General features: G+C 61.0%; 22 protein-coding genes, 2 pseudogenes and 1 other annotated feature. Of the genes and pseudogenes, 18 read left to right on the forward strand and 6 right to left on the reverse strand.

The window, feature by feature from the left end:
* Positions 1-17 precede the first annotated feature (17 nt).
* The 11 genes from atpA to glmS all read left to right on the forward strand — a co-directional run bounded on the left by atpA (position 18) and on the right by glmS (position 13,485).
* Positions 18-1,562 (forward strand): F0F1 ATP synthase subunit alpha, encoded by a 1,545-nt coding sequence (gene atpA / locus ACSZPK_RS02900; protein WP_437879880.1) that lies wholly within the window; start codon positions 18-20, stop codon positions 1,560-1,562.
* Positions 1,563-1,624: 62 nt separating this feature from the next.
* Entirely contained in the window at positions 1,625-2,485 is an 861-nt protein-coding gene (gene atpG / locus ACSZPK_RS02905; protein WP_437879881.1) for a F0F1 ATP synthase subunit gamma, read from the forward strand.
* A 48-nt stretch (positions 2,486-2,533) separates the two neighbouring features.
* Complete coding sequence (gene atpD, locus ACSZPK_RS02910) at positions 2,534-3,910, forward strand: F0F1 ATP synthase subunit beta (RefSeq protein ID WP_437879882.1); 1,377 nt, start codon at positions 2,534-2,536, stop codon at positions 3,908-3,910.
* A 39-nt stretch (positions 3,911-3,949) separates the two neighbouring features.
* Positions 3,950-4,375 (forward strand): F0F1 ATP synthase subunit epsilon, encoded by a 426-nt coding sequence (locus tag ACSZPK_RS02915; protein WP_437879883.1) that lies wholly within the window; start codon positions 3,950-3,952, stop codon positions 4,373-4,375.
* 148 nt (positions 4,376-4,523) lie between these two features.
* Positions 4,524-5,894, forward strand: coding sequence for a bifunctional UDP-N-acetylglucosamine diphosphorylase/glucosamine-1-phosphate N-acetyltransferase GlmU (glmU, locus tag ACSZPK_RS02920; RefSeq protein ID WP_437879884.1), 1,371 nt, complete (start codon positions 4,524-4,526; stop codon positions 5,892-5,894).
* A gap of 20 nt (positions 5,895-5,914) precedes the next feature.
* The gene (locus tag ACSZPK_RS02925) at positions 5,915-6,526 is read left to right on the forward strand and encodes a LysE family transporter (protein ID WP_437879885.1); all 612 of its coding nucleotides are present in this window, start codon (positions 5,915-5,917) and stop codon (positions 6,524-6,526) included.
* Positions 6,527-6,631: 105 nt separating this feature from the next.
* Positions 6,632-7,132: an RNA polymerase sigma factor gene (locus tag ACSZPK_RS02930; protein WP_437879886.1), complete on the forward strand. Its 501-nt coding sequence runs from the start codon at positions 6,632-6,634 to the stop codon at positions 7,130-7,132.
* Positions 7,133-7,151: 19 nt separating this feature from the next.
* On the forward strand, positions 7,152-8,102 hold the full coding sequence (locus ACSZPK_RS02935; RefSeq protein WP_437879887.1) for a FecR family protein: 951 nt from the start codon (positions 7,152-7,154) through the stop codon (positions 8,100-8,102).
* Between the two features lie 124 nt (positions 8,103-8,226).
* Entirely contained in the window at positions 8,227-10,668 is a 2,442-nt protein-coding gene (locus tag ACSZPK_RS02940) for a TonB-dependent siderophore receptor (RefSeq protein WP_437879888.1), read from the forward strand.
* A 193-nt stretch (positions 10,669-10,861) separates the two neighbouring features.
* Positions 10,862-11,644, forward strand: a complete 783-nt coding sequence (locus tag ACSZPK_RS02945; RefSeq protein WP_437879889.1) for a DeoR/GlpR family DNA-binding transcription regulator — start codon at positions 10,862-10,864, stop codon at positions 11,642-11,644.
* 2 nt (positions 11,645-11,646) lie between these two features.
* On the forward strand, positions 11,647-13,485 hold the full coding sequence (glmS, locus tag ACSZPK_RS02950) for a glutamine--fructose-6-phosphate transaminase (isomerizing) (protein WP_437879890.1): 1,839 nt from the start codon (positions 11,647-11,649) through the stop codon (positions 13,483-13,485).
* A gap of 205 nt (positions 13,486-13,690) precedes the next feature.
* Here glmS and ACSZPK_RS02955 read toward each other — a convergent pair whose 3' ends face one another.
* Complete coding sequence (locus tag ACSZPK_RS02955; RefSeq protein ID WP_437879891.1) at positions 13,691-14,635, reverse strand: helix-turn-helix transcriptional regulator; 945 nt, start codon at positions 14,633-14,635, stop codon at positions 13,691-13,693.
* A gap of 177 nt (positions 14,636-14,812) precedes the next feature.
* Between ACSZPK_RS02955 and ACSZPK_RS02960 the strand changes: the two genes are divergently transcribed.
* The 5 genes from ACSZPK_RS02960 to ACSZPK_RS02980 are packed head-to-tail and all read left to right on the forward strand — an operon-like array spanning position 14,813 to position 18,766.
* Positions 14,813-15,256, forward strand: coding sequence for a hypothetical protein (locus ACSZPK_RS02960; protein WP_437879892.1), 444 nt, complete (start codon positions 14,813-14,815; stop codon positions 15,254-15,256).
* Between the two features lie 33 nt (positions 15,257-15,289).
* Positions 15,290-15,955, forward strand: a complete 666-nt coding sequence (locus ACSZPK_RS02965; protein ID WP_437879893.1) for a hypothetical protein — start codon at positions 15,290-15,292, stop codon at positions 15,953-15,955.
* Complete coding sequence (locus ACSZPK_RS02970) at positions 15,948-16,610, forward strand: hypothetical protein (RefSeq protein WP_437879894.1); 663 nt, start codon at positions 15,948-15,950, stop codon at positions 16,608-16,610. The genes ACSZPK_RS02965 and ACSZPK_RS02970 overlap by 8 nt, the downstream gene beginning before the upstream one ends.
* Positions 16,611-16,637: 27 nt before the next feature.
* A complete protein-coding gene (locus ACSZPK_RS02975; RefSeq protein WP_437879895.1) occupies positions 16,638-18,110 on the forward strand; it encodes a M48 family metallopeptidase in 1,473 nt (490 codons plus the stop codon).
* Entirely contained in the window at positions 18,110-18,766 is a 657-nt protein-coding gene (locus ACSZPK_RS02980) for a hypothetical protein (protein ID WP_437879896.1), read from the forward strand. The genes ACSZPK_RS02975 and ACSZPK_RS02980 overlap by 1 nt, the downstream gene beginning before the upstream one ends.
* Before the next feature lie 725 nt (positions 18,767-19,491).
* On the opposite strand, the pseudogene ACSZPK_RS02985 reads toward ACSZPK_RS02980, so the two are convergent.
* Together ACSZPK_RS02985 and ACSZPK_RS02990 are read right to left on the reverse strand one after the other, a co-directional pair.
* A pseudogene (locus tag ACSZPK_RS02985) lies at positions 19,492-19,733 on the reverse strand (IS3 family transposase); the annotation flags it as partial.
* Positions 19,540-19,665: a sequence feature (AL1L pseudoknot), on the reverse strand. It overlaps the preceding pseudogene by 126 nt.
* Before the next feature lie 64 nt (positions 19,734-19,797).
* Positions 19,798-20,103 (reverse strand): DUF389 domain-containing protein, encoded by a 306-nt coding sequence (locus tag ACSZPK_RS02990; protein ID WP_437880274.1) that lies wholly within the window; start codon positions 20,101-20,103, stop codon positions 19,798-19,800.
* Between the two features lie 113 nt (positions 20,104-20,216).
* On the opposite strand from ACSZPK_RS02990, the pseudogene ACSZPK_RS02995 reads away from it, so the two are divergent.
* Positions 20,217-20,343, forward strand: a pseudogene (locus tag ACSZPK_RS02995) (IS5/IS1182 family transposase); the annotation flags it as partial.
* A gap of 252 nt (positions 20,344-20,595) precedes the next feature.
* Positions 20,596-20,886 (forward strand): helix-turn-helix domain-containing protein, encoded by a 291-nt coding sequence (locus tag ACSZPK_RS03000; RefSeq protein WP_437880275.1) that lies wholly within the window; start codon positions 20,596-20,598, stop codon positions 20,884-20,886.
* A gap of 60 nt (positions 20,887-20,946) precedes the next feature.
* On the opposite strand, the gene map is transcribed toward ACSZPK_RS03000, so the two are convergent.
* The 3 genes from map to ACSZPK_RS03015 form a co-directional block, all read right to left on the reverse strand.
* On the reverse strand, positions 20,947-21,708 hold the full coding sequence (gene map, locus ACSZPK_RS03005; protein ID WP_437879897.1) for a type I methionyl aminopeptidase: 762 nt from the start codon (positions 21,706-21,708) through the stop codon (positions 20,947-20,949).
* Entirely contained in the window at positions 21,705-21,917 is a 213-nt protein-coding gene (locus tag ACSZPK_RS03010) for a ParD-like family protein (protein ID WP_437879898.1), read from the reverse strand. The genes map and ACSZPK_RS03010 overlap by 4 nt, the downstream gene beginning before the upstream one ends.
* Before the next feature lie 103 nt (positions 21,918-22,020).
* Positions 22,021-22,719: a TSCPD domain-containing protein gene (locus tag ACSZPK_RS03015; protein WP_437879899.1), complete on the reverse strand. Its 699-nt coding sequence runs from the start codon at positions 22,717-22,719 to the stop codon at positions 22,021-22,023.

Consider the following 22,719-nt stretch of genomic DNA (forward strand, 5'->3'; position numbering starts at 1 on the left):
GAAGGGGCAGCAGAGCAATGCAGCAACTCAATCCTTCCGAAATTAGTGAAATCATCAAGGGACGTATCGACAAGCTCGACGTCTCTTCCCAGGCCCGTAACGAAGGCACCGTCGTCAGTGTGTCTGACGGTATCGTGCGCATTCACGGTCTCGCCGACGTCATGTACGGCGAAATGATCGAGTTCCCGGACGGCGTCTACGGCATGGCCATGAACCTTGAGCGCGACTCCGTCGGCGCCGTGGTTCTGGGTGCCTACCAGTCGCTGGCCGAAGGCATGAGTGCCAAGTGCACCGGCCGCATCCTGGAAGTCCCGGTTGGTCCGGAACTGCTGGGTCGCGTGGTCGATGCCCTGGGTAACCCGATCGATGGCAAAGGCCCGCTCAACAACGTCGCCACCGACGCGGTTGAAAAGGTTGCGCCGGGCGTGATCTGGCGTAAGTCGGTCGACCAGCCGGTACAGACCGGTTACAAGTCGGTCGATGCCATGATCCCGGTAGGCCGTGGCCAGCGCGAGCTGATCATCGGTGACCGTCAGATCGGTAAAACCGCTCTGGCCATCGACGCCATCATCAACCAGAAGAGCAGTGGCATCCGTTGCGTCTACGTAGCGATCGGTCAGAAACAATCGACCATCGCCAACGTCGTGCGCAAACTGGAAGAAGCCGGTGCCCTGGCCAACACCATCATCGTGGCTGCCAGTGCCTCCGAATCGGCTGCGCTGCAGTTCATCGCGCCGTACGCCGGCTGCACCATGGGCGAATACTTCCGCGACCGCGGTGAAGACGCCCTGATCGTGTACGACGACCTGTCCAAGCAAGCCGTTGCCTACCGCCAGATCTCCCTGCTGCTGCGCCGTCCGCCGGGCCGCGAAGCGTATCCGGGCGACGTGTTCTATCTCCACAGCCGTCTGCTGGAGCGCGCTTCCCGCGTTTCCGAAGAGTACGTCGAGAAGTTCACCAATGGCGCCGTGACTGGCAAGACCGGTTCCCTGACCGCCCTGCCGATCATCGAAACCCAGGCGGGCGACGTTTCCGCGTTCGTTCCGACCAACGTGATCTCGATCACCGACGGTCAGATCTTCCTGGAATCGGCCATGTTCAACTCGGGTATCCGTCCGGCCGTCAACGCCGGTATCTCGGTATCCCGCGTCGGTGGTGCTGCGCAGACCAAGATCATCAAGAAGCTCTCCGGTGGTATCCGTACCGCTCTGGCTCAGTACCGTGAACTGGCGGCATTTGCCCAGTTCGCTTCTGACCTGGACGAAGCCACCCGCAAGCAGCTCGAGCATGGTCAGCGCGTTACCGAGCTGATGAAGCAGAAGCAATACGCTCCGATGTCCATCGCGGACATGGCGCTGTCGCTGTATGCCGCTGAGCGTGGTTTCCTGACCGACATCGAAGTCGCCAAGATCATCAGCTTCGAGCAGGCTCTGATCGCCTTCTTCAACCGTGATCACGCCGCTCTGATGGCGAAGATCAACGAGAAGGGTGACTTCAACGACGACATCGATGGCCAGCTGAAAGCCGGTATCGAGAAGTTCAAAGCCACCCAAACCTGGTAAGCCGTGGTGGGGGCTAACGCCCCCATCCTGCTAACCGATAGGTGTACCTATATAGGTGTTGCATGGCAGGCGCAAAAGAGATTCGCAGCAAGATTGCGAGCATCAAAAGCACGCAGAAGATCACCAGCGCCATGGAAAAGGTGGCGGTCAGCAAAATGCGCAGAGCACAACAGCGCATGGCTGCCAGCCGTCCCTACGCGGAGCGTATCCGTCAGGTGATTGGTCATCTGGCCAACGCCAACCCGGAGTACCGCCATCCGTTCATGATCGAACGCCCGGTAAAGCGCGTCGGTTATGTGGTGGTGAGCTCGGACCGTGGTCTGTGTGGTGGTCTGAATACCAACCTGTTCAAGGCTCTGGTCAAGGACATGGCGAGCAATCGCGAGCAAAACGTAGAGGTTGACCTCTGCGTGATTGGTACCAAAGGTGCGGCATTCTTCCGCAGCTTCGGTGGCAATGTCGTTGCTGCGATCAGCCACCTGGGCGAACAACCGTCGATCAACGATCTGATCGGTTCCGTCAAGGTCATGCTCGATGCTTACCTTGAAGGTCGCATCGATCGTCTGTCCGTGGTCTCGAACAAGTTCATCAATACCATGACGCAAAAGCCGACAGTGGAGCAGCTCGTTCCCCTGGTGGCGACTCCGGAAGCTGAGCTCAAGCATCACTGGGACTACCTGTACGAACCCGACGCCAAACAGCTGCTCGACGGCTTGATGGTGCGTTACGTGGAATCGCAGGTGTACCAGGCAGTGGTCGAGAACAACGCAGCTGAACAAGCTGCCCGGATGATCGCGATGAAGAACGCCACCGACAACGCTGGCGATCTGATCAAAGGCCTGCAGCTGATTTACAACAAGGCGCGTCAGGCAGCGATCACCCAGGAAATTTCGGAAATCGTCGGCGGCGCTGCCGCGGTTTAAGAACGGTTCAACTGTTAGAACGGTTGAAAAAAGTCAGAGGAACCAAAGATGAGTAGCGGACGTATCGTTCAAATCATCGGCGCCGTTATCGACGTGGAATTCCCGCGTGATCAGGTACCGAGTGTTTATGAAGCGCTGAAAGTCAGCGGCGCTGAAACCACCCTGGAAGTTCAGCAGCAGCTGGGCGACGGCGTGGTTCGTTCCATTGCGATGGGTTCGACCGAAGGCCTGAAACGCGGCCTGGACGTCACCCGTACCAACAAGGCCATCTCCGTACCGGTCGGTAAAGCGACCCTGGGCCGGATCATGGACGTGCTGGGCAACCCCATCGACGAAGCCGGCCCGATCGGTGAAGAAGAGCAGTGGGAAATCCACCGCCCTGCGCCGTCGTACGCCGAGCAAGCAGGCGGCAACGACCTGCTGGAAACCGGCATCAAGGTCATCGACCTGGTTTGCCCGTTCGCCAAGGGCGGTAAAGTCGGTCTGTTCGGTGGTGCCGGTGTCGGCAAGACCGTGAACATGATGGAACTGATCCGCAACATCGCCATGGAACACAGCGGTTACTCCGTGTTCGCGGGCGTGGGCGAGCGTACTCGTGAAGGTAACGACTTCTATCACGAGATGAAGGACTCCAACGTTCTCGACAAAGTGGCGCTGGTCTATGGCCAGATGAACGAGCCGCCAGGCAACCGTCTGCGCGTGGCACTGACCGGCCTGACCATGGCCGAGAAGTTCCGTGACGAAGGCCGTGACGTTCTGCTGTTCGTCGACAACATCTACCGCTACACCCTGGCCGGTACCGAAGTATCCGCGCTGCTGGGTCGTATGCCTTCCGCAGTGGGTTACCAGCCGACCCTGGCCGAGGAAATGGGCGTTCTGCAAGAGCGCATCACCTCCACCAAGAACGGCTCGATCACCTCGGTACAAGCTGTATACGTACCGGCGGACGACCTGACCGACCCGAGCCCGGCGACCACTTTCGCCCACTTGGACGCCACCGTCGTACTGTCGCGTGACATCGCCTCCCTGGGTATCTACCCGGCGGTCGATCCGCTCGACTCGACTTCGCGTCAGTTGGACCCGAACGTGATCGGCCAGGAGCACTACGACACCGCTCGCGGCGTTCAGTACGTGCTGCAGCGCTACAAAGAGCTGAAGGACATCATCGCGATCCTCGGCATGGACGAACTGTCGGAAGAAGACAAGCAGCTGGTATCCCGTGCTCGTAAGATCCAGCGCTTCCTGTCCCAGCCGTTCTTCGTGGCCGAAGTCTTCACCGGTTCGCCGGGCAAGTACGTCAGCCTGAAAGACACCATCGCGGGCTTCAGCGGCATCCTCAAAGGCGACTACGACCACCTGCCGGAACAAGCGTTCTACATGGTCGGCGGTATCGAAGAAGCCATCGAGAAAGCCAAGAAACTGTAACCGGTGCGCCCGGCGACGGGCGCTCACGCGAGGTTAGAAATGGCTATGACAGTCCATTGCGATATCGTCAGCGCGGAGTCGGAGATCTTCTCCGGTCTGGTCGAGATGGTGATTGCGCACGGCAACCTGGGTGATCTTGGTATCACTCCGGGCCACGCCCCGCTGATCACCGACCTCAAGCCGGGCCCGATCCGTCTGGTCAAGCAAGGTGGCGAAACCGAGGTGTTCTACATCTCCGGTGGCTTCCTCGAAGTCCAGCCGAACATGGTGAAGGTCCTGGCCGACACCGTGCAGCGCGCTGCCGACATCGACGAAGCAGCTGCCCAGGAGGCCCTCAAGGCCGCCGAGAAAGCACTGAACGAGCACGGCGCGGAGTTCGACTACGGTTCCGCCGCCGCTCACCTGGCCGAGGTTGCAGCCCAGCTGCGCACCGTCCAGCAACTGCGCAAGAAGTTCGGCGGCTGATCGGCCACCGTCTTCATCGCAGCAAGATAAAAGGGTAGCCTTGGCTACCCTTTTTCTTTTTCTGGCTACCTGCAATCGTCGCCGTCAATCTCGTGTAGAGCCCTTGTCCGGTCGCGAACAGCTTCATTTCTTATCGGATCTGCCGCCTATGTCCCTCGATATCGTCATCCTCGCCGCCGGCCAAGGCACGCGCATGCGCTCGGCCTTGCCCAAAGTTCTCCATTCTGTCGCGGGCAAGCCGATGCTCGGCCATGTCATCGACACCGCCCGGCAACTGTCGCCGCGTCGTATCCATGTGGTGATCGGTCACGGTGCGGAGTTGGTACGCGAGCGTCTGGCGGCCGACGATATCAACTTTGTCCTGCAGAGCCAGCAATTGGGCACTGGCCACGCCGTTGCCCAGGCCCTGCCGGCGCTGGAGGCGGACAAGGTCCTGATCCTCTACGGTGACGTACCGCTGACCCGCGTGGAAACCCTGTCGCGTCTGCTGGAAAAAGCCAATGACCAGCAGCTCGGCCTGCTGACGGTCAACCTGGCCGATCCGACTGGCTACGGCCGCATCATTCGTGACGAAGCTGGCGTGGTCCAGGCCATCGTCGAGCACAAGGATGCCAGTGACGCCCAGCGTGCGATCCGCGAAGGCAATACCGGCATCCTCACCGTGCCGGGCAAGCGCCTGGGTGACTGGCTGGGTCGTCTGTCCAACAGTAATGCTCAGGGTGAGTATTATCTTACCGACGTGATCGCCATGGCCGTGGCCGATGGCCTGGTGGTCGCCACCGAAACCGCCCAGGACGAGATGGAAGTGCTGGGCGCCAACGACCGTATCCAACTGTCGCAGCTCGAATGCCATTACCAGCAGCGTATCGCCCGCCAACTGATGACCCAGGGCGTGACGCTGCTCGATCCGCATCGCTTCGACGTGCGCGGTGAAGTGACCGTGGGTCGCGACGTGACCATCGATATCAACGTGATCCTCGAAGGCAAGGTCGTGATCGAGGATGACGTACAGATCGGCCCGAACTGCGTGATCAAGGACAGCACCCTGCGCAAGGGCGCCGTCGTCAAGGCCAACAGTCATCTGGACGGCGCCGAGTTGGGCGAGGGGGCCGACTGCGGTCCGTTCGCCCGTCTGCGTCCGGGCGCCAAGCTGGGGGCCAAGGCCCATGTGGGCAACTTCGTCGAGATCAAGAACGCGGTGCTGGGCGAGGGTGCCAAGGCCGGTCACCTGAGTTACCTGGGCGATGCCGACATCGGCGCCCGCACCAACATCGGCGCGGGCACCATCACCTGCAACTACGATGGCGCGAACAAATTCCGCACCGTTCTTGGCGAAGACGTATTCATCGGCTCCAACAGCGCGCTGGTTGCGCCTGTGACGCTGGGTGATCGTGTGACCACCGGCGCCGGCTCGACCGTGACCCAGGACGTGCCGGCCGATGGCCTGGCCGTTGGCCGTGCTCGCCAGCGCAATATCGAAGGCTGGAAGCGCCCGGTGAAGGGCGAGAAGAAGTCCTGAGATAAAGGAGGCTGGGACGGATGTTCGGTGTAACCGATTACGGCGCCTTCGTGGTTGCCTTCATCCTCCTCCTGGCCATTCCCGGGCCGGGCAACCTGGCCCTGATCCTGTCCACAGGCAAGGGCGGCATTCGCGGTGGCCTGGCCTCGACGCTGGGTATCATCCTCGGCGACCAGGTGCTGATGTGGATGGCCGTGGCCGGCGTCGCGGCCCTGCTCAAGGCCTACCCGACGGCCTTCCACGTCGTGCAATGGCTGGGGGCCGGTTACCTGGTCTACCTCGGCCTGCGCATGTTGCTCGCCAAGCCTGGCGCGGCGCCGACCCTGGAGATCAAACCGCGCCAGTACCTGCGCCAGACCTGCGTGATCACGCTGTTCAACCCCAAGGCCATCATCTTCTACATGGCCTTCTTCCCGCTGTTCATCGATCCTCAGCACCATCAGGGCATGGTCACCTTCGGCTTTCTCGCCGTGACCATCGCCGTACTGACGTTCCTGTACGGGCTGGCGGTGGTGCTGTGCACTCACTTCCTCGCTGAGCGCATGCGCGCCAACCCGCGCATCGCTCGCGGCCTGGAGAAGCTGGCGGGCCTGTGCCTGGTGGGTTTCGGCATCAAACTGAGCCTGAACTGAACCCTGGCAGTGTTTCTGTTCCGGTTTTCACCGGGCGTGAAATTGTTTATTGAGAATAAATCTCTTTTTGAATACAGTGCGCCGGTCTTTCAACCGGGGTAGAGCATGGCGACGGAGCGCGAACTGTTGTTGCTGGCCTATAGCGAGCATCGCGATGCCTTGCTCGGCTACCTGACCCGGCAATTCGGCAGCCCCAGCCTGGCCGAGGACATCGCCCAGGAAACCTGGTTGCGCCTGGCCAGCCGCAACCTTGCCGAGCACATCGGCAACCCCCGCGCCTATCTGTTTCGCATTGCCACCAATATCGGCACCGACCACCAGCGCCACCATGGCATGGGCATCGAGGTGCAGGCCGATGACGAGGTGGTCCAGCAGGTGCCTGCGCAAGGCGTCGATCCAGCGCGTTCGGTACAATCGCATGACGAACTGCAGCGCCTGCTCCAGGTGGTCGATGGACTACCGCCGCGCTGCCGGGAAATTTTCATGCTCTGCCGCGTCGAGGGACTGAGCCATGCCGAGATCGCCGAGCGGCTGGGTATCGCCAAGAGCACGGTGGTGTCGCAGATGGTCAAGGCGCTTTCCAGACTCGAACAGGTGATGGCTTGAGCGCGTGGATAGGTCCTGCATGAACAGCGATAACGACGACCTTATGGAACAGGCACTGGAATGGCATGTGCTGTTGCAGGATATCGATGTGACTGACCAGCAGCGGCGCGATGCCCATGCCTGGCATGAACGCAGCGATGCCCACCGCGATGCCTGGCAGCGTGCCGAAGACGTGTGGCGTCGTCTTGACCCGCTGGCCGAGGCCCTATCGGCACCCGCAGTGCTACCGACTGTCGCCTCTCGCCGCCGACGCTGGTTCCGCCCGGCGTTGGCCTGCGCCGCGTCCCTGGTGCTCGCGCTGGTGTTGATTCCGACGCTCGATCCTGCGTGGCATGCCGACTACCGGACCGACATCGCCCAGCACGGTAGCTGGCAACTGGCAGACGGTTCACGCCTCGAACTGGCTGCGGACAGTGCCCTCGATGTCGATTACAGCGACAAGCAGCGGCGCGTCCGTCTGCTGCGTGGCCAGGCCTGGTTCCAGGTGGCTGCGGATGCCGGACGTCCCTTCATCGTTTCGGCCGAGGGTGGCGAAACGCGTGCGCTTGGCACGGCCTTCGCGGTGCGGCTGGGGGAGGATCATGTGCGGGTCGTGGTCGCCGAGCATAGCGTGCAGGTCAGTACGATGAACCAGCATCAGGTCGTTCAGCAGGGGCAAGTGATCGATTACAGCCATGATCGGCTGAGCCTGCGCAGCGACACGCTCGCCAGCAATGAGCTGGCCTGGAGAAAGCAACGGCTGGTGTTCGTCCGTGCGCCGTTATCCGAGGTTCTGGGCGAGCTGCAACACTATCTGCCGGGCTACCTTCGGCTTACCGATGGGCAACTGGGCCAACTGCCGGTAACCGTGGTGATCGATACGCGACAGCCGGACAAAGCGCTGTCCAGCCTGACTGAAATCCTGCCGCTACGCCTGACCGACGTAGGTCCTTGGCTTACGTTGGTCAGGCCCGCGCAAACTGCGAAATGATGCAGACGAAGCGCGCATTGGAAAATTATTTTCACTGAGCATCCTTGCAGTTTCACGCCCAGACGTCCTGTTAGCAGCGCAAACGAGAATGATTTGCGCATGAGCTAAGGGAGACGGATTTTTCATGCAAAGCCCAACCAGCACCCGCCGTTATGCGGATGTTATCCACACTCGTTGCAAACCCCTTCTGTTGAGCGCCGCCATCGCCTGTGCGATGTTTTCCACAGGCTGGGTTCAGGCCGAAGATGCCGCAGCAGTGGCCAGCCAGACGCAAACCTACGACATTCCTGCGCAATCGCTCGACACCGCCTTGGTCGCCTGGTCCCAGATCAGCGGCGTACAGTTGTTCGCCGATGCCACGCTCACCCGCGGCCTGAGCTCGGCCGCCCTGAGTGGCCAGTATTCGTCGCAAGAGGCGCTACGCCTGCTGCTTGCAGGCACTGGCCTGGTCGGTGATTTCACCGCGCCTGACCGAGTGATGCTGGACAAGGCTGCGCAGCAGGGCAGTGCGCTGGAGCTGGATACCACCAGTGTTGCCGGCCTGCGTGACCCGGCCACCGAAGGCACCGGCTCGTACACACTGACTGGCGCCTCGGGCACCGCGACCCGCCTACCCATGACCGCCAAGGAAACACCTCAATCGCTGACCGTGGTGACCCGCCAGCAGATCGATGACACCGCAGTGACCAGCATGGGCGAACTGCTCAGCTATGTACCGGGTATCGCCGGTGTCAGTTACAACTCGGAAAACACCGATTACTTCGTCCGTGGCTTCGCCCTAAACAACATTAGCGTCGATGGTTACACCGACCGAGCCAATGGTGATTTTGGCGGCGAAGAACAGCAGGCGCTGGACACTGTGCAGTTCGATCGTGTCGAAGTCATCAAAGGCGCTGCAGGTCTGCTGAAAGGCGAGGGCAACCCTTCTGCGTCGGTCAATGCGATCCGCAAGCGTCCTACGCGTAATTTCCAGGGCTACGCGACCCTGCAGGGCGGCTCCTATGATTTCTACCGACTCGAGGCCGATGTTGGCGGCCCACTGAATGATGACGGCAGCATTCGCGGGCGGATCGCCGCTGCCGATCAGCAGAACCATACCTTCCAAGACAACTACGCCAAGAAACGCCAGAGTGTCTATGGCGTTCTGGACTGGGACCTGATGCCAAGTACCACGTTGTCGCTGACCGCCGACTATCAGAAATCGGAAACCGACTCACCGTTGTTCTGGAGTTCGTTGCCGGCTTTCTACAGCGATGGCACTCGGTTGAAGCGCTCGCGCAGTTTCTCTACCGCACCACGCTGGGCTCGTCATGACATCGAGCAATACAATGTCGGAGCTGAGCTTGAGCATCGCTTCGACAACGGCTGGACCGCACAGCTGCAATACCGTCATCACGGCGCAGAGAGTGTTGGTATTTACGGCACGCCTTCTGGCGTGAACGCGCAGACCCAGAACATTACGGGGGCGGGCAGCATCAACACTCAGCCGACCACCCGCTCCAACGATTGGGAACTGCATGCCAATGGGCCGTTCACCTTGTTCGGGCGTGAGCATGAGTTGTCGATCGGTGCTACTTACTACCGCGATAACGTGGAAACCACTCAGTACAGATCGACCTACGGCAACGTTACTGGCATCAGTGTGGATGACCTGTACTACTTGCCCGAGCCAACCTGGAACCTGAGCAATCCCAGCCATCGTGAGTACCGAAGCTCCAGTTCCTATCTGGCATCACGCTGGAATATCGCCGACCCGCTCAAGCTGATTCTGGGCGCCCGCCTGGATGCGATAAAACAGAACAATGTGGTCAGTGCCTACTGGGGCAACCAGACGACGAAATACTCCGATAGCGACATCCTGATTCCATACGCCGGTCTGGTGTACGAAATCACCCCGGAGATTTCCACCTACGTCAGCTACACCGAAATTTTCCGGCCCCAAGCCAACATGTTCGATGCCAGCGATAGCCCTCTCGAACCTCGTACGGGCGATAACATCGAGGCTGGCGTCAAGATGGCCTTCTTCGACGAACGCCTCAATACCTCGCTGGCCGTCTACAAGGTGAGGGAGCGCAATGTCGCCAACGAGACGGAGGAAATCAGTCCGGTCACGGGTGGCAATGTGTACACGCTGATCGGTGGCGTGGAAACCCAGGGAGTGGAGCTGGAGGTCAGCGGTGAGGTGCTGCCAGGCTGGCAGGTATCGGGTGGTTACACCTATAACCACATCGAGACCAGCACGGGCGAGAAGAGCCAGCCCTGGGTGCCGAACAAGACCTTCAAGCTGTTCACCAGCTACCGCCTGCCCGGCGCCTGGAACAGGCTGACCGTCGGTGGTGGCGTGCGCTGGCAGGGTTCCATCTACTACGGCGAAGGCGCGACCCGTCTGGAGCAGGACAGCTACGAGTTGGTCGACCTGATGGCGCGTTATCAGATCAGCAACAACCTGACTGCCTCGCTGAACGTGCGCAATGTCTTCGACAAGCACTACATCATTCCGCAGTGGGGCCGCATCGCCTACGGCGAGCCGACCAATATGGTCGCCACGCTGAACTACAAGTTCTAGGCACAATCATCAGCCTGGCATCGCGCGCGGGGACGCCTAGTCCATGCGCGCGGTATGCCTTTCGTCCTGCCTCCCGCTTGAAGCGCTTTTGCCAATCGCCTTCTGTCGAACACCGTTCTAACGTCGTTTGCGTGACTTGACTATCCGACCTTCTTAGGTTTTGATTCGAACCTCTATTCTTTCGAATCGAAACATGATCTCCAAACGCAACACGCCTCAGCGTCGTCATGCCATCCTGGCCTTGCTCAACGAGCAGGGCGAGGTCAGTGTGGACGGCTTGGCGAAGCGGTTCAGCACCTCTGAAGTTACGATTCGAAAGGATCTGGCCGAACTCGAAAAGAACGGCCTGCTGCTACGTCGCTACGGCGGCGCCGTGCCATTGCCCCAAGAGTTGATGGTAGACAGCGCCCAGCCGATTTCTTCCTACAAGCTGGCCATCGCCCGTGCCGGGGTGGCGCGCATTCGCGAGCATGCGCGAATCATCATCGACAGCGGCACCACCACGGCGGCAATGATTCCCGAGCTGGGTCACCGGCCGGGCCTGGTGGTGATGACCAATTCGCTGAACGTGGCCAAGGCCCTGAGCGATCTGGAACACGAGCCGGTGCTGCTAATGACCGGCGGCACCTGGGACCCGCATTCGGAATCCTTCCAGGGCCAGGTCGCCGAGCAGGTGCTGCGTTCCTACGATTTCGACCAGCTGTTCATCGGCGCCGACGGCATCGACCTGGAGCGTGGCACCACCACCTTCAACGAGCTGCTGGGCCTCTCAAGGGTGATGGCCGAGGTGGCGCGTGAGGTCATCGTCATGGTCGAGAGCGACAAGATCGGTCGGCGCATTCCCAACCTGGAACTGCCGTGGAGCAGCGTCCAGACCCTGATTACCGACGACCGCCTGGACCCCCAGGTGGCCGAACAGATTCGCGCGCGCGGGATCAGCCTGGTCCTCGCTGCCGCCCCCGCCCAAGGAGATTGATCATGTGTGGCATCGTAGGCGCCATCGCTGAACGCAACATCACCCCGATCCTGGTCGAAGGCCTCAAGCGCCTCGAATACCGTGGCTACGACAGCGCTGGTGTGGCAGTTTTCACCCTGGGTGGTGAACTGCAACGCCGTCGCCGTGTGGGCAAGGTCGCCGAGCTTGAGCAGGCCCTGGCCAGCGAACCGCTGACCGGCAATCTGGGCATCGCCCACACCCGCTGGGCCACCCATGGCGCGCCGAGCGAACGCAATGCACACCCGCACTTCTCGGGCAACGAACTGGCGGTGGTGCACAACGGCATCATCGAGAACCACGAAGCACTGCGCGAACGCCTCAAGGGCCTGGGCTACGTCTTCACCTCCGATACCGACACCGAGACCATCGTCCACCTGTTGCACCACAAGCTGGCCGAGCTGGGTGGCGACCTGACCATTGCGCTCAAGGCCGCCATCCCGGAGTTGCACGGTGCTTATGGCCTGGCGGTGATCAGTGCCAAGCAGCCCGATCGCCTGCTCGCTGCCCGTAGCGGCAGCCCGCTGGTGATCGGCCTGGGCCTGGGGGAGAACTTCCTTGCCTCCGACCAGCTCGCCCTGCGCCAGGTCACCGACCGTTTCGTCTATCTGGAAGAAGGCGATATCGCCGAGATCCGTCGCGACAGCCTGCAGATCTGGGACGCCGCCGGCCAGCCAGTGCAGCGCGAACAGGTGCAGTACCACGAAGGTGCCGAAGCCGCCGACAAGGGCGAGTACCGTCACTTCATGCTCAAGGAAATCCACGAGCAGCCCAAGGTCGTGCAGCGCACCCTGGAAGGCCGCCTCGGCAGCGATCACGTGCTGGTGCAAGCATTCGGCCCGCAGGCCGCCGAGCTGTTCGCCAAGGTGCGCAACGTGCAGATCGTCGCCTGTGGCACCAGCTATCACGCCGGCATGGTCGCCCGTTACTGGCTGGAAGAACTGGCCGGGATTCCCTGCCAGGTCGAAGTGGCCAGCGAGTTCCGCTACCGCAAGGTGGTGGTGCAGCCGGACAGCCTGTTCGTGACCATTTCCCAGTCCGGTGAGACCGCCGACACCCTGGCGGCCCTGCGCAATGCCAAGCAGCTCGGCTACCTGGCCAGCCTGGCGATCTGCAACGTCGGCACCAGCTCCCTGGTGCGCGAATCCGACCTGACCCTGCTGACCCAGGCCGGCCCGGAAATCGGCGTGGCCTCGACCAAGGCCTTCACCACCCAGTTGGTGGCGCTGATGCTGCTGACCCTGTCCCTCGGCCAGGTACGCAAGACCCTGGAAACCGGCGTCGCCGCCAAGCTGGTGGAAGAGCTGCGCCGCCTGCCGACCCGCCTGGGCGAAGCCCTGGCCATGGACAAGATCGTCGAGAAGGTTGCCGAGCTGTTCGCCGAGAAGCACCACACCCTGTTCCTCGGCCGTGGTGCGCAGTACCCGGTGGCGATGGAAGGGGCGCTCAAGCTCAAGGAAATCTCCTACATCCACGCCGAAGCCTACCCGGCTGGCGAGCTCAAGCACGGCCCGCTGGCCCTGGTCGACGCCGACATGCCGGTGGTCACCGTGGCGCCGAACAACGAACTGCTGGAAAAGCTCAAGTCCAACCTGCAGGAAGTCCGTGCCCGTGGCGGCGAGCTGGTCGTCTTCGCCGACGAACAGGCTGGCCTGAGCAACGGCGAAGGCACCCACGTCGTCGCCATGCCGCACATCCACGATGCGTTGACGCCGATCCTCTACACCCTGCCGCTGCAACTGCTGTCGTACTACGTCGCCGTGTTCAAGGGCACCGACGTCGACCAGCCGCGCAATCTGGCAAAAAGCGTGACGGTGGAGTGATGAGCAACAGGCCAGCGCTTGCCGTGGATTTAGAGAATAAGAACTGTCGCAGGAGCTCTGGGAGGCCTTTCCTTCCAGCTCCTGCGCTCTACTTGGGCTGACACAGTGCGCAGGGCCTATCCCGAATTCCAGCACTGGGCTGCTTAAAATTCAGAAAGATGATTCCCTTCGCCCTCACGTGAGGCGCAACAACTATGTTGACCCCTCACTCCGCCCCTGGCGGATGTCCAAAGTATCTCTTGTAGGCGTGACTGAAATTAGCCGGATTGGCATACCCCAACCGATAGGCAATTTGCGCTACTTGCCACTTGCGCTGTAACAACAATGTCCGCGCCAACTCCATCCTTTGCTGACGCACATATTGCAGCATCGATTGCCCGAACACCCTGGCGAACGCGCGCCGCAGGGTAGTCTCGCCCACCCCGAGATCCTGCGCGAGGACCAGACTTCCAGGCGGCTCGGCGAGGTTCGCATCGAGCATCCGTCGTGCCTCATAAGCTAGGTCGCGCTGCCCCCGCACAGCAGGCGTCGGGCCCACCGGGCGGCCTTCGAGGTGCGAGGCCAGTTCGACCAGCAACGCCAGGCTCAGGCTCTCCTGGTGCAAACGCTTCAATGCTCCTCGGTAGGGCGAGAGGTAAAGCTGTTCCAGCAGCCTCCCTAGCGCCGGGCATCGTTCGAAGCCGGTGAAGCGCATGCCATCTTCAAGCAGACCCAGCAACGGTTGCAGGTGCGGATCCTCCTCCGCCAGCTCTCGCAGATAGCCACCGGCAATACGCAACCCCGCCATGCGCGCATGACTGCCGGCAGGCAACTGGTCCAGTATCTCCATGTGCTCGCTCAGGCCTAACGCGTGTGGCTTGCCTGTCGTGTAGCGATTGAGTTGGCCGTCGACACGGTGTTGCCATTGGCCACTCAGAACTTGAACCAGGCACAGGCTGTCAGGCAGGACCTTGTGGATACGCAGGGGTTCGGGAAATTGCAGATCGCAATCGAAGTACTGCATGTGCGCACGCACGGTATGCGCGCGATAGTGGCCAATCGCCCTGCCGATCACCTGGCCGGTGGCGCTATCGAACACGCCCGCCTGGGTTAGCGAGGCGGGGTGGTCGAAGCAGAATTCCGTGTCCAGGTACGGGGTCCAGCGTTCCATTGGCAAAGCCTGTCCATCTGTAGCAGCGGCACATTTGCAAAATGTTAACGCGCACACAACCTTTGCGTCAGCTCTTGTGAGTAACGACCTGATGATTGTGCGTAGCGGCCATCCTGGTTGGCAGGACGGCGGGTGGCGATTTCAATACAGGGCCGTGACATTCAAGGATCCTGAAAAATGTTGATTTACCGCAAGATGGCGGCCGTCCTGGTAGCGGTCTTGATGTTGGTGGCGGGCCTCGTGCATGCCGAAGAACGCCCGCCGGTAGCCGACAGAGTGATCGCCTATGCAGGCGAGCAAGGCGTGAAGGTCTGGACCTTGCGCATTGGTGAGCGCAGCGCTAATCAGGCGTTGGTGCAGATTGAAGGCATCGACCATGACTGGAACATGCGCATCCAGAAGATGGATGTCGTGAAGACCGACAAGGTGACTCGCTACTACACCACCGTCGACGGCCAGAAGTTTGCCGCGCTGGTGATCCAGGGTTCGGACAGTTGGAGCGCCAGCGAATTGTATCTGCCGGGTGAGGCCCAGGCGCTGAAGATCGGCTACTCGGATTCCCTGTCCGAACAGGGAAACGCCCAGGCGTTCCTGACCGACTACCTGAGCGCGCAGAAATGATCGCCGACCCTTCGCTCACAGAGAAGCTTGCCCATGATCCCCTCTGAACAACCCAATCCGCTGAGCGATCTGTCCGACTCGCTCGGCACCGAGTACAGCCAGTCACGCGCTGCCCAGCGCGATCGTGTGATCGCTGAGCTCAAGCAGGTCATCGAGCGAGTACCCGAGCAGACCGAGTTCACCAACTCGCGCCGCTACAAGTTGTGGGGGCCGCTGATTGCCTTGGTGTCGCTGGGCATCACCTTCGGTGGTATCAAGACCGGTGGCACCGGCCTGACCTGGTGCGGCGTGGGGCTGGTGCTGTTCGGCCTGACCCTGACCTGGCAGCATCGCAACTCTGGCACCAAGGTGTTCATGCGCCTGACCCGTTGCGAGCTGTTGGTCGATACGCTGTCCGCACCAGTCGATCTGGCCGAGGTCGAAGACATCAGCGTCAAGGACGAAGGCATGATCATGGCGCAGCAGCTCGAACTGAGCAGCGAAGCAGCACTGCCGACTCACCGCGTGGTGCATCTTCAGTTCTTCTGCGACCAAGCCATGGTGCTGAAAAAGCCCAGGCCGCAAATTCGCATCATGTCCGCAGGGGTGATGACTGGTGGGCGCACCTTGAAAGCGGACGAAATGGCCGCCTTGCTCGGTGCCTACCGCGATGCGGCTTGCGCACAGCGCCAGTTGAATTTGCTGTTGAATCATGGATGACCTTGAACGTGAAGCTCATCTGACCGCATTGCAAGTTGCGGCAGACGGGCCGCGCCAGAACCTGGAACTGCGCGAGTGTTCACGCGGCAAGGCCCTGGCCTGTGCCGTGCTGGGGGTGGTGGTGGCACCGGCCGGTATCTGGCTGGTGATGTTGCCCGTGCAGTTTGGCTTGTCGGTTGCCAACCCTGTGGCCTGGACCCTGTGGGCGTGCGCTTTGGTGCTGATTGGCGCCGGGTTCGCTGCGATAGCCCTGGCTGTGGCGCTCGCGCGTCGACATGGCCAGCGCGTTCTGGCCTTGACACCCGATAAGCTGGCCTTCGCCAACTCCACCGAGCCGCTGGCGCTGGACACCTTCGATAGCTTCGAAATCGACCAGCGTCATCTGAGTTCGGTCTTGACCTTCTCGGTGGCCGTTCACGCCCGCGCTCCTTTATTGGAGCCTGCCTGTTTCAGGTCACTTATGGCGCCGGATGCTTGGCCGGTGGCGGGTGGCCTGCGCGTCAAGCTGTGGGTGTGCGCACTGAGCCTCGATGGCCAACGTGTTGGCTTCGAACAATTGACCGGACTGCTGTTGGCCTATATCGAAGGCGCACAGGCACGCCGCACCCTGGGCCAGTTGTTCCCGCAGACCGTGCGATTCGACGCTGGTCGCTGACGTACTGCCAGGGCCTGAGAAGAAGATATGTCGTTGAGCCTGACACGGCGCCTATGGTGGGCACTGCCGGTAGTTTTGTTGCCTTTGTTGCTGATGGCCTGGACCTCCCTGCAAGGCTGGCGGGCCGGTAATCAGTTGGAAAAGGCCGCGATCATGCGCCAGTGGAATGCCGCACCTGACGATGCGTTGCTGGCGCGCCTTTCGGCGCGTGAGCGCAATGAGGTTATCCGCCCCGAAGACCGACACGCCGACTTCCTGCGTCAGATCGACCGCGTCGAGGAGGACCAGGGGGCGTTGCAATTGCGCCAAGTGCTGGCCGGGCTGGGTTACTGGCTGGCCTTCGCGACGTTGCTGGTTGGGATCGGCACCTGGTTGAAGATTCGCCTGGATGCTTGGCGCGCCCGGCGATCGCAGGCCTTTCTCGAACAACGCCTGGCGCACAGTTGGCACGTCCTGGGGCGCTGCCTGGTCGGCTACACCAGCTTGCTGGTTGGCGCGCTGGGCCTGTCGCTGCTCTACGAATTGAGCTGGGGCTGGAGTAACTTCAAGGACGCTGGGATCAGTGTGCTGATCGTGGTAGTGCCGATGGTCTCGATGATCGGCGTGGGCCTGGTGATGGTCCGGCGCCTGCGTCAGCAGTGGTCATGGCTGGAAATGCCTTCGTCGAGCTTTTTAGGTCGCACCTTGGATGAGGCGAGGGCGTCTGCACTCTGGGCTTGGGTCCGGACCTTGGCTGAGCAAGTCGGTGCGCCGGTACCGGACCATCTGGTGGTGGGCCTGGATCAATCGTTCTTCGTGACTAGCATGCGTGTGGTTCTGCAGCCGTCGGGACAGATCCTCGAAGGGCGAACCCTGTACTTGCCGCTGACCTGCCTGTGCGCCTTGAGCCAGGTAGAAACGGCGGCGATCATCGGCCACGAGCTGGGCCATTTCAGTTCGCGAGACACCGAGCGAGGCAGCGAACTGGCTGCGCGCTTTAGCCTGATGTGCGCGCATTACTCAAGCCTTGGCGGGGCCGCCGGCCCGCCGCCCTGGCTGGAGCGCCCGGCGCTGTGGATGGCCGGGAATTTCCTGCAGCAGTTCGAGCGTGCTGTGCAGCATTGGCGCCGTGCGCAGGAACTGGTGGCGGACCGTGCCGGGGCGCGCCTGGTCGGTCCTCGTTTGTTCAGCCAGGCCCTGTTGAGGGTGATCGCTCTGGATGAGGCGTTGCAACGCATGCTGGTCGCTCACCGGGGCGATAACCTGATCCATGCTTGGCTTGAATATCTGCGTCACGACCGGTTGATCCTCGACGAACAGGCCCTGCAACAGAGCCTCCCTCACCCGTTCGATAGCCATCCGCCGACTGCCCTGCGCTTGCGCCAACAGAACGTGACGCTTGATCAGGACCTGCTGACTGCCGCGACTCGCGTCCCCAGCGAAACGGACCGGCGCTGGTTCGAACGGCTGCTCGGCGCCCAGACCTGCGAAACCCAACTCAAGCCTGAAGGAACCCCTTGATGAACCCTGAAGACGATTCACTGAACGATCTGGCCCAGTCCCTGACCGGAGAGCTCAATCAGAAAGCGGCTGAGCAGCGGCGCGCGGCAATTGCCGAGCGTGAGGCGCTGCTGGCGAAGGTCCCGGCGGTGACGGAACTAGCGATGAACCATAGGGTGCGTTGGCTGCTGGCGCTTTCAGTGGTGTTCCTAGTGGTGCTAGGCGGTTGGTGCTTGGCGGATGAGAAAGCCTGGGTCGCCGGTGCGCTGCTGCTCGTGCTGGCGCTGGCCTCGGCGCGCAGCTTGTGGCTGCAGCGCGAGGCAGGCAAGCAAACCTTGTTACGCCTGACTCATGACGGTGTATGGTTCGCCTGTCTGGACGGCGAACTGATCATGCGCGATCTGGTGCAAGCGCGCGTCAAGGACGGGCGGCAGATGCAGATCACCCTCACTCTGAACGAAGGCGCACGCCTGCCGGGAACGCGCAATGCAATGGGGCCATGGCTGCCCAAGGCCAAGGTCAAGCATGGGACGCCGCCACAGGTGACGCTGACTTTGTTCGGCCTGGAGCATCGAGGCAAGGCGATGGATGCCGAGCAGGTCATGGGCCTGCTGGTCGATTACGGCGCCGCAGCGCTCGCCAAGGCCGAGCTTCAGTTGCTGCGAGCGGGTTCTTGAGGCTAGTCGCAGGCGGCCCTAAGCAACCCACGGGAGCTTGGCGCTCGACGCGTTAAAGGTTTTGTACTGGTTCTCAGCCTTCCCTGTGAAAGTGTGCTGAGTGGTTGCGACAGTTTTGCGCTTCTTTCCAAAGGCGCTGCAGGCCTTGAAGGACTAGGCCTGTCAGCGACAGTTTCAACGCTCTGAATCCCGCGTCAGCTATGGGTCGATTCTGTTGAAAAAGTCCCGTCGCAGTTTTGCCCATTACAGAGCGCTAACGACATTGAAATCTGGTTCGCTCAGAAGACGGAGCTGTATTGGTTTTTAAGTAGCAACGCCAAAATCGAGCGACTTTTGAGCTGCCGAGCAACAGCGCTCTCAGAAACCGGTTTTTTCAAGAGAATCGGTCGATAGCGGTCACTCACGAACAACTGCTATCGTTCAAAGCGGCCGGTTACTACAGGCCGTAACTGGCCAGAATTGCAGCCGAACCGCGCAACCCCGCCTAGTTGTTGGCTGCGACAGTTTTGCGTTTCCTCTCCAAGAAGCTGAAGGCCGCGAATAACGGGACGCTTCCGCGACAGTTTTAATTCTCTAAAGTCATCGATGAAATCGGACGCAGGTCGGAGCCCGTGCGCGCAATCTCCGTCATGCGCTCGAGCGGGATGGTCGGGTCCAGCCACTCGCGCGCAACCTCCGGCGTCAGTACCAGGGGTTTGTGGTCGTATATGTCGATCAGGCCCTCAGCGCCGTTGTGGGTTGCGTTGCTGCGCTGTGTGTCTGCGGTAACCGGACGGGGCGATCTGCAGGGAGATCGACTCGACCCCGAGACGGTCACGATGCTGATCGACAAATGCCCTCAGGACTGGGTGCGGCGCAGGAAGGCCTGCCCGTCGAGCTTCGCCTGGGCAAAATAAGCACTGGCCAGCCGCAGGATTTCATTGGCTTTGCACAGTTCGCGGTTCTCGCGCTCAAGAGTTGAGCGCCTCCACGAAACCCTGGGGTGATTCAGTACTGCTCAGTCGAGCAGCTTTAATCCGATGGTATAAGGCTCAACCGAAGTACTGCCCTATGTATGGAGAGAGCATATCTGCAATGGCATCGATTGCCAGCCAAGCTGAGATTACGAGGATCAAACTAATCAAAGCCATAAATTTGCTACCGCCAAACTTACGGCGCCACCACCAGTTCAAAGAAAGCAGAATGAGACATAGCGGTGGAATGGTTACCAGCGCTATAGCCAATCCAATTAGGCTATTGGGTCGAGTACTTGTTATGGCGACAACAGTCAAAAAAAAGGCCATCAGCAGCTTGCGCCGACGTTCAGGCCATGGATTGTGAAGCGGAATGGGGCGCATATCAGTCACTTAAATGGATCGCTAGGGGCTGTTTCATTTCGCCATAACCATTTGATCTATAATATAAATCTCGTATCGCTGTAGCTCTTACACAACATCGATACGAGCTTGCAATGCCCCGATTACTGCTCAGCGATGAGTATTGGTCGAATGCTGCGGCAAATTCTGCTGCACAAGACCATCTACAACAAGCGTGATCTACGAATGACCGTGCAGGGCAGCTATCCCAAGGTGCGCACGGTCGAGGGTTTGCCACTGGTACGAGACGGCGACATTCTCACCTCTCCAGGGGGCATCGCTGCCGTCGAGGCGGCCAGGGAAATCGTCCTGCGACATTGCGGCCTGTCTCGTGCTCGCAAGGCGATTCAGTATCTGGTTGCGAACGCCGAGCAACTGAATCTGCCGACTGTGCAACTGCATCCGCTCGAGGAAATAGCGCTCAACTGCGCGGACCGGCGCATCGTCCAGTCCGTCACGATCATGCGGGAGCGTATGTACGAGCATCTGAGCATCAGCTCATTGGCTCGATTGATCGGCGCGACCGAGAAGCAACTGACGAAAGCCTTCGCGCAGAACCTGAAAATCTCTCCATCGGTGTTCTGGCGTGAGTTGAGGCTCGATCACACGCATTGGCTGGTACAGAACACCGATAGATCGGTTGCTCAAATCGCCTATGAATGCGGTTTTTCCGACAGCACCCATTTTTGCAAGAGCTTCAAAAAGCGATTCTCCATTTCGCCGGCGCGGCTGCGCAAACAGCATAAACAGATGGGGTGTATCTGAAACGGCATTTACTTCGGTTTGAAGCCGCGCAGGATTGAAAACTGGCGTGGCTTCTGTGGCTCAAAGCCGCTCGTCCGGCCGCAAGGTCAACACCCGCACGCCATCCGCCGTCACCGCCACCGTGTGTTCGAACTGCGCCGACAGCAGGCCGTCGCGGGTAACCACGGTCCAGCCATCGCTCAGGGTGCGGGTTCCCGGCTGGCCCTGGTTGATCATCGGCTCGATGGTGAAGGTCATGCCTTCGCGCAGGGTCAGCCCGGTGTGCGGTTTGCCCCAGTGCAGCACCTCGGGCGGCTCGTGCATTTCCCGGCCGATGCCGTGGCCGCAGTATTCGCGTACCACCGAGTAGCCGTGGGCGCGGGCGTGGCTCTGGATGGCATGGCCGATGTCGCCCAAGCGAGCGCCGGGGCGCACGACCTGGATGCCTTTCCACATCGCCTCGTAGGCGACCTTGGCGAGTTGCCGGGCCTCGGCCGAGACGTCGCCGACCAGGTAGGTCTTGCTGGAGTCGGCGATGAAACCGTTCTTCTCCAGGGTGATGTCCAGGTTCACCAGGTCGCCGCCCTGGATGATGTCCCTGGTGCTGGGCACACCGTGGCAGACGACCTCGTTGCGCGAGCTGTTGAGGACATAGGCGAAGCCGTACTGGCCCTTGCTGGCGGGACGTGCCTTGAGTTCGTCGACGATGTAGTTATCCACGAGGTCGTTGACCTGCAGGGTCGACATGCCGAGCAGGCTCAAGCCGTCCAGATACGTGAATACCGATGCCAGCAGGCGTCCGGATTCCGCCATCAGGGCGATTTCGTCTGGTGTCTTGGTCATACTGGTTCGGCCACGGCGGACGGAACAACCACGCCGGCAGCGCGTAGCTCTGCCGCGACCACTTCGCTGAAGCTCAGGGTCGGGTTCATCTCGCAGAGCATGCCGATACGAATCCAGAAACCGGCCTGGGCGTTGATCGAACGGTGCGACACCGTGCTGGCCCGGCGAATCTGATCGTGCAGTTCATCATCGATGTTGACGATACCCATGGAACTCACCTCATATGAAACGTATATGAATCATATATGGGTGTGCTCCATAGGTACAGACCGTCAGGAGTGGGCTTTGCACCCTACGCCCGGTCGTCTCTGTCTAGCCGCACTTGGAATGCCCGCAGTTCAGGCAGGTCGCGCAGCCATCCAGTTGCACCACCGCCTGGGTGCTGCACTTGCCGCACAGTTGCGAGCCGGGTGGGAAGCCGTCGCCGGGCTCCAGGGTCGAGCCGCCCTGGGAGGCTTCGTAGGCGGCGCGTTTTTCCGCGAGGTAGCGCTTCTGCTCCTCGTCCAGCGCGTGGCCTTCGAGCAGGCCGATGGCGATCAGGTGGCGCTCCAGCACCGCGCCGATTTCGGCGACGATGGAGGGCATGTAGATGCCGCCTTTCTTCAGGTAGCCGCCGCGTGGGTCGAACACCGCCTTGAGTTCCTCGACCAGGAAGGTGCAGTCGCCGCCCTTGCGGAACACGGCGGACATGATGCGGGTGAGGGCGACGATCCACTGGAAGTGGTCCATGTTCTTCGAGTTGATGAAGATCTCGAAGGGCCGGCGTTGCTCGTGGGTCGTGCCGGCGTTGAGCACCACATCGTTGACGGTGACGTAGAGCGCGTGTTCGAACAGCGGCGACTTGATCTTGTAGGTCGCGCCGATCAGGGTTTCCGGCCGGGCCAGGGCCTCGTTCATCTGTACCGGGGCATCGGCGGCTTCTTCTGCGGCCATGTTGGTCGCGTTGCGCTCCAGGTTCGGGTCGACGACCTTGAAGCCCTTGATGCGTTGCTTGATCTTGACGGTAGTCAT

Origin of the sequence: Pseudomonas sp. LRF_L74 (assembly GCF_965644255.1) — a bacterium.
Lineage (GTDB): Bacteria > Pseudomonadota > Gammaproteobacteria > Pseudomonadales > Pseudomonadaceae > Aquipseudomonas.

Excerpts from the sequence above, each read along its gene's own strand:
- ACSZPK_RS02925 (WP_437879885.1), top strand. The coding sequence starts at position 5,915 with ATGTTCGGTGTAACCGATTACGGCGCCTTCGTGGTTGCCTTCATCCTC.
- ACSZPK_RS02960 (WP_437879892.1), top strand. The coding sequence starts at position 14,813 with ATGTTGATTTACCGCAAGATGGCGGCCGTCCTGGTAGCGGTCTTGATG.
- ACSZPK_RS03000 (WP_437880275.1), top strand. The coding sequence starts at position 20,596 with ATGTACGAGCATCTGAGCATCAGCTCATTGGCTCGATTGATCGGCGCG.
- ACSZPK_RS02945 (WP_437879889.1), top strand. The coding sequence starts at position 10,862 with ATGATCTCCAAACGCAACACGCCTCAGCGTCGTCATGCCATCCTGGCC.
- ACSZPK_RS03015 (WP_437879899.1), bottom strand. The coding sequence starts at position 22,719 with ATGACTACCGTCAAGATCAAGCAACGCATCAAGGGCTTCAAGGTCGTC.
- ACSZPK_RS02980 (WP_437879896.1), top strand. The coding sequence starts at position 18,110 with ATGAACCCTGAAGACGATTCACTGAACGATCTGGCCCAGTCCCTGACC.
- ACSZPK_RS02930 (WP_437879886.1), top strand. The coding sequence starts at position 6,632 with ATGGCGACGGAGCGCGAACTGTTGTTGCTGGCCTATAGCGAGCATCGC.
- atpD (WP_437879882.1), top strand. The coding sequence starts at position 2,534 with ATGAGTAGCGGACGTATCGTTCAAATCATCGGCGCCGTTATCGACGTG.
- ACSZPK_RS02955 (WP_437879891.1), bottom strand. The coding sequence starts at position 14,635 with ATGGAACGCTGGACCCCGTACCTGGACACGGAATTCTGCTTCGACCAC.
- atpG (WP_437879881.1), top strand. The coding sequence starts at position 1,625 with ATGGCAGGCGCAAAAGAGATTCGCAGCAAGATTGCGAGCATCAAAAGC.
- ACSZPK_RS02990 (WP_437880274.1), bottom strand. The coding sequence starts at position 20,103 with ATGCGCCCCATTCCGCTTCACAATCCATGGCCTGAACGTCGGCGCAAG.
- ACSZPK_RS03010 (WP_437879898.1), bottom strand. The coding sequence starts at position 21,917 with ATGGGTATCGTCAACATCGATGATGAACTGCACGATCAGATTCGCCGG.
- glmS (WP_437879890.1), top strand. The coding sequence starts at position 11,647 with ATGTGTGGCATCGTAGGCGCCATCGCTGAACGCAACATCACCCCGATC.
- glmU (WP_437879884.1), top strand. The coding sequence starts at position 4,524 with ATGTCCCTCGATATCGTCATCCTCGCCGCCGGCCAAGGCACGCGCATG.
- ACSZPK_RS02935 (WP_437879887.1), top strand. The coding sequence starts at position 7,152 with ATGAACAGCGATAACGACGACCTTATGGAACAGGCACTGGAATGGCAT.
- ACSZPK_RS02940 (WP_437879888.1), top strand. The coding sequence starts at position 8,227 with ATGCAAAGCCCAACCAGCACCCGCCGTTATGCGGATGTTATCCACACT.
- ACSZPK_RS02915 (WP_437879883.1), top strand. The coding sequence starts at position 3,950 with ATGGCTATGACAGTCCATTGCGATATCGTCAGCGCGGAGTCGGAGATC.
- ACSZPK_RS02965 (WP_437879893.1), top strand. The coding sequence starts at position 15,290 with ATGATCCCCTCTGAACAACCCAATCCGCTGAGCGATCTGTCCGACTCG.
- atpA (WP_437879880.1), top strand. The coding sequence starts at position 18 with ATGCAGCAACTCAATCCTTCCGAAATTAGTGAAATCATCAAGGGACGT.
- ACSZPK_RS02975 (WP_437879895.1), top strand. The coding sequence starts at position 16,638 with ATGTCGTTGAGCCTGACACGGCGCCTATGGTGGGCACTGCCGGTAGTT.
- map (WP_437879897.1), bottom strand. The coding sequence starts at position 21,708 with ATGACCAAGACACCAGACGAAATCGCCCTGATGGCGGAATCCGGACGC.
- ACSZPK_RS02970 (WP_437879894.1), top strand. The coding sequence starts at position 15,948 with ATGGATGACCTTGAACGTGAAGCTCATCTGACCGCATTGCAAGTTGCG.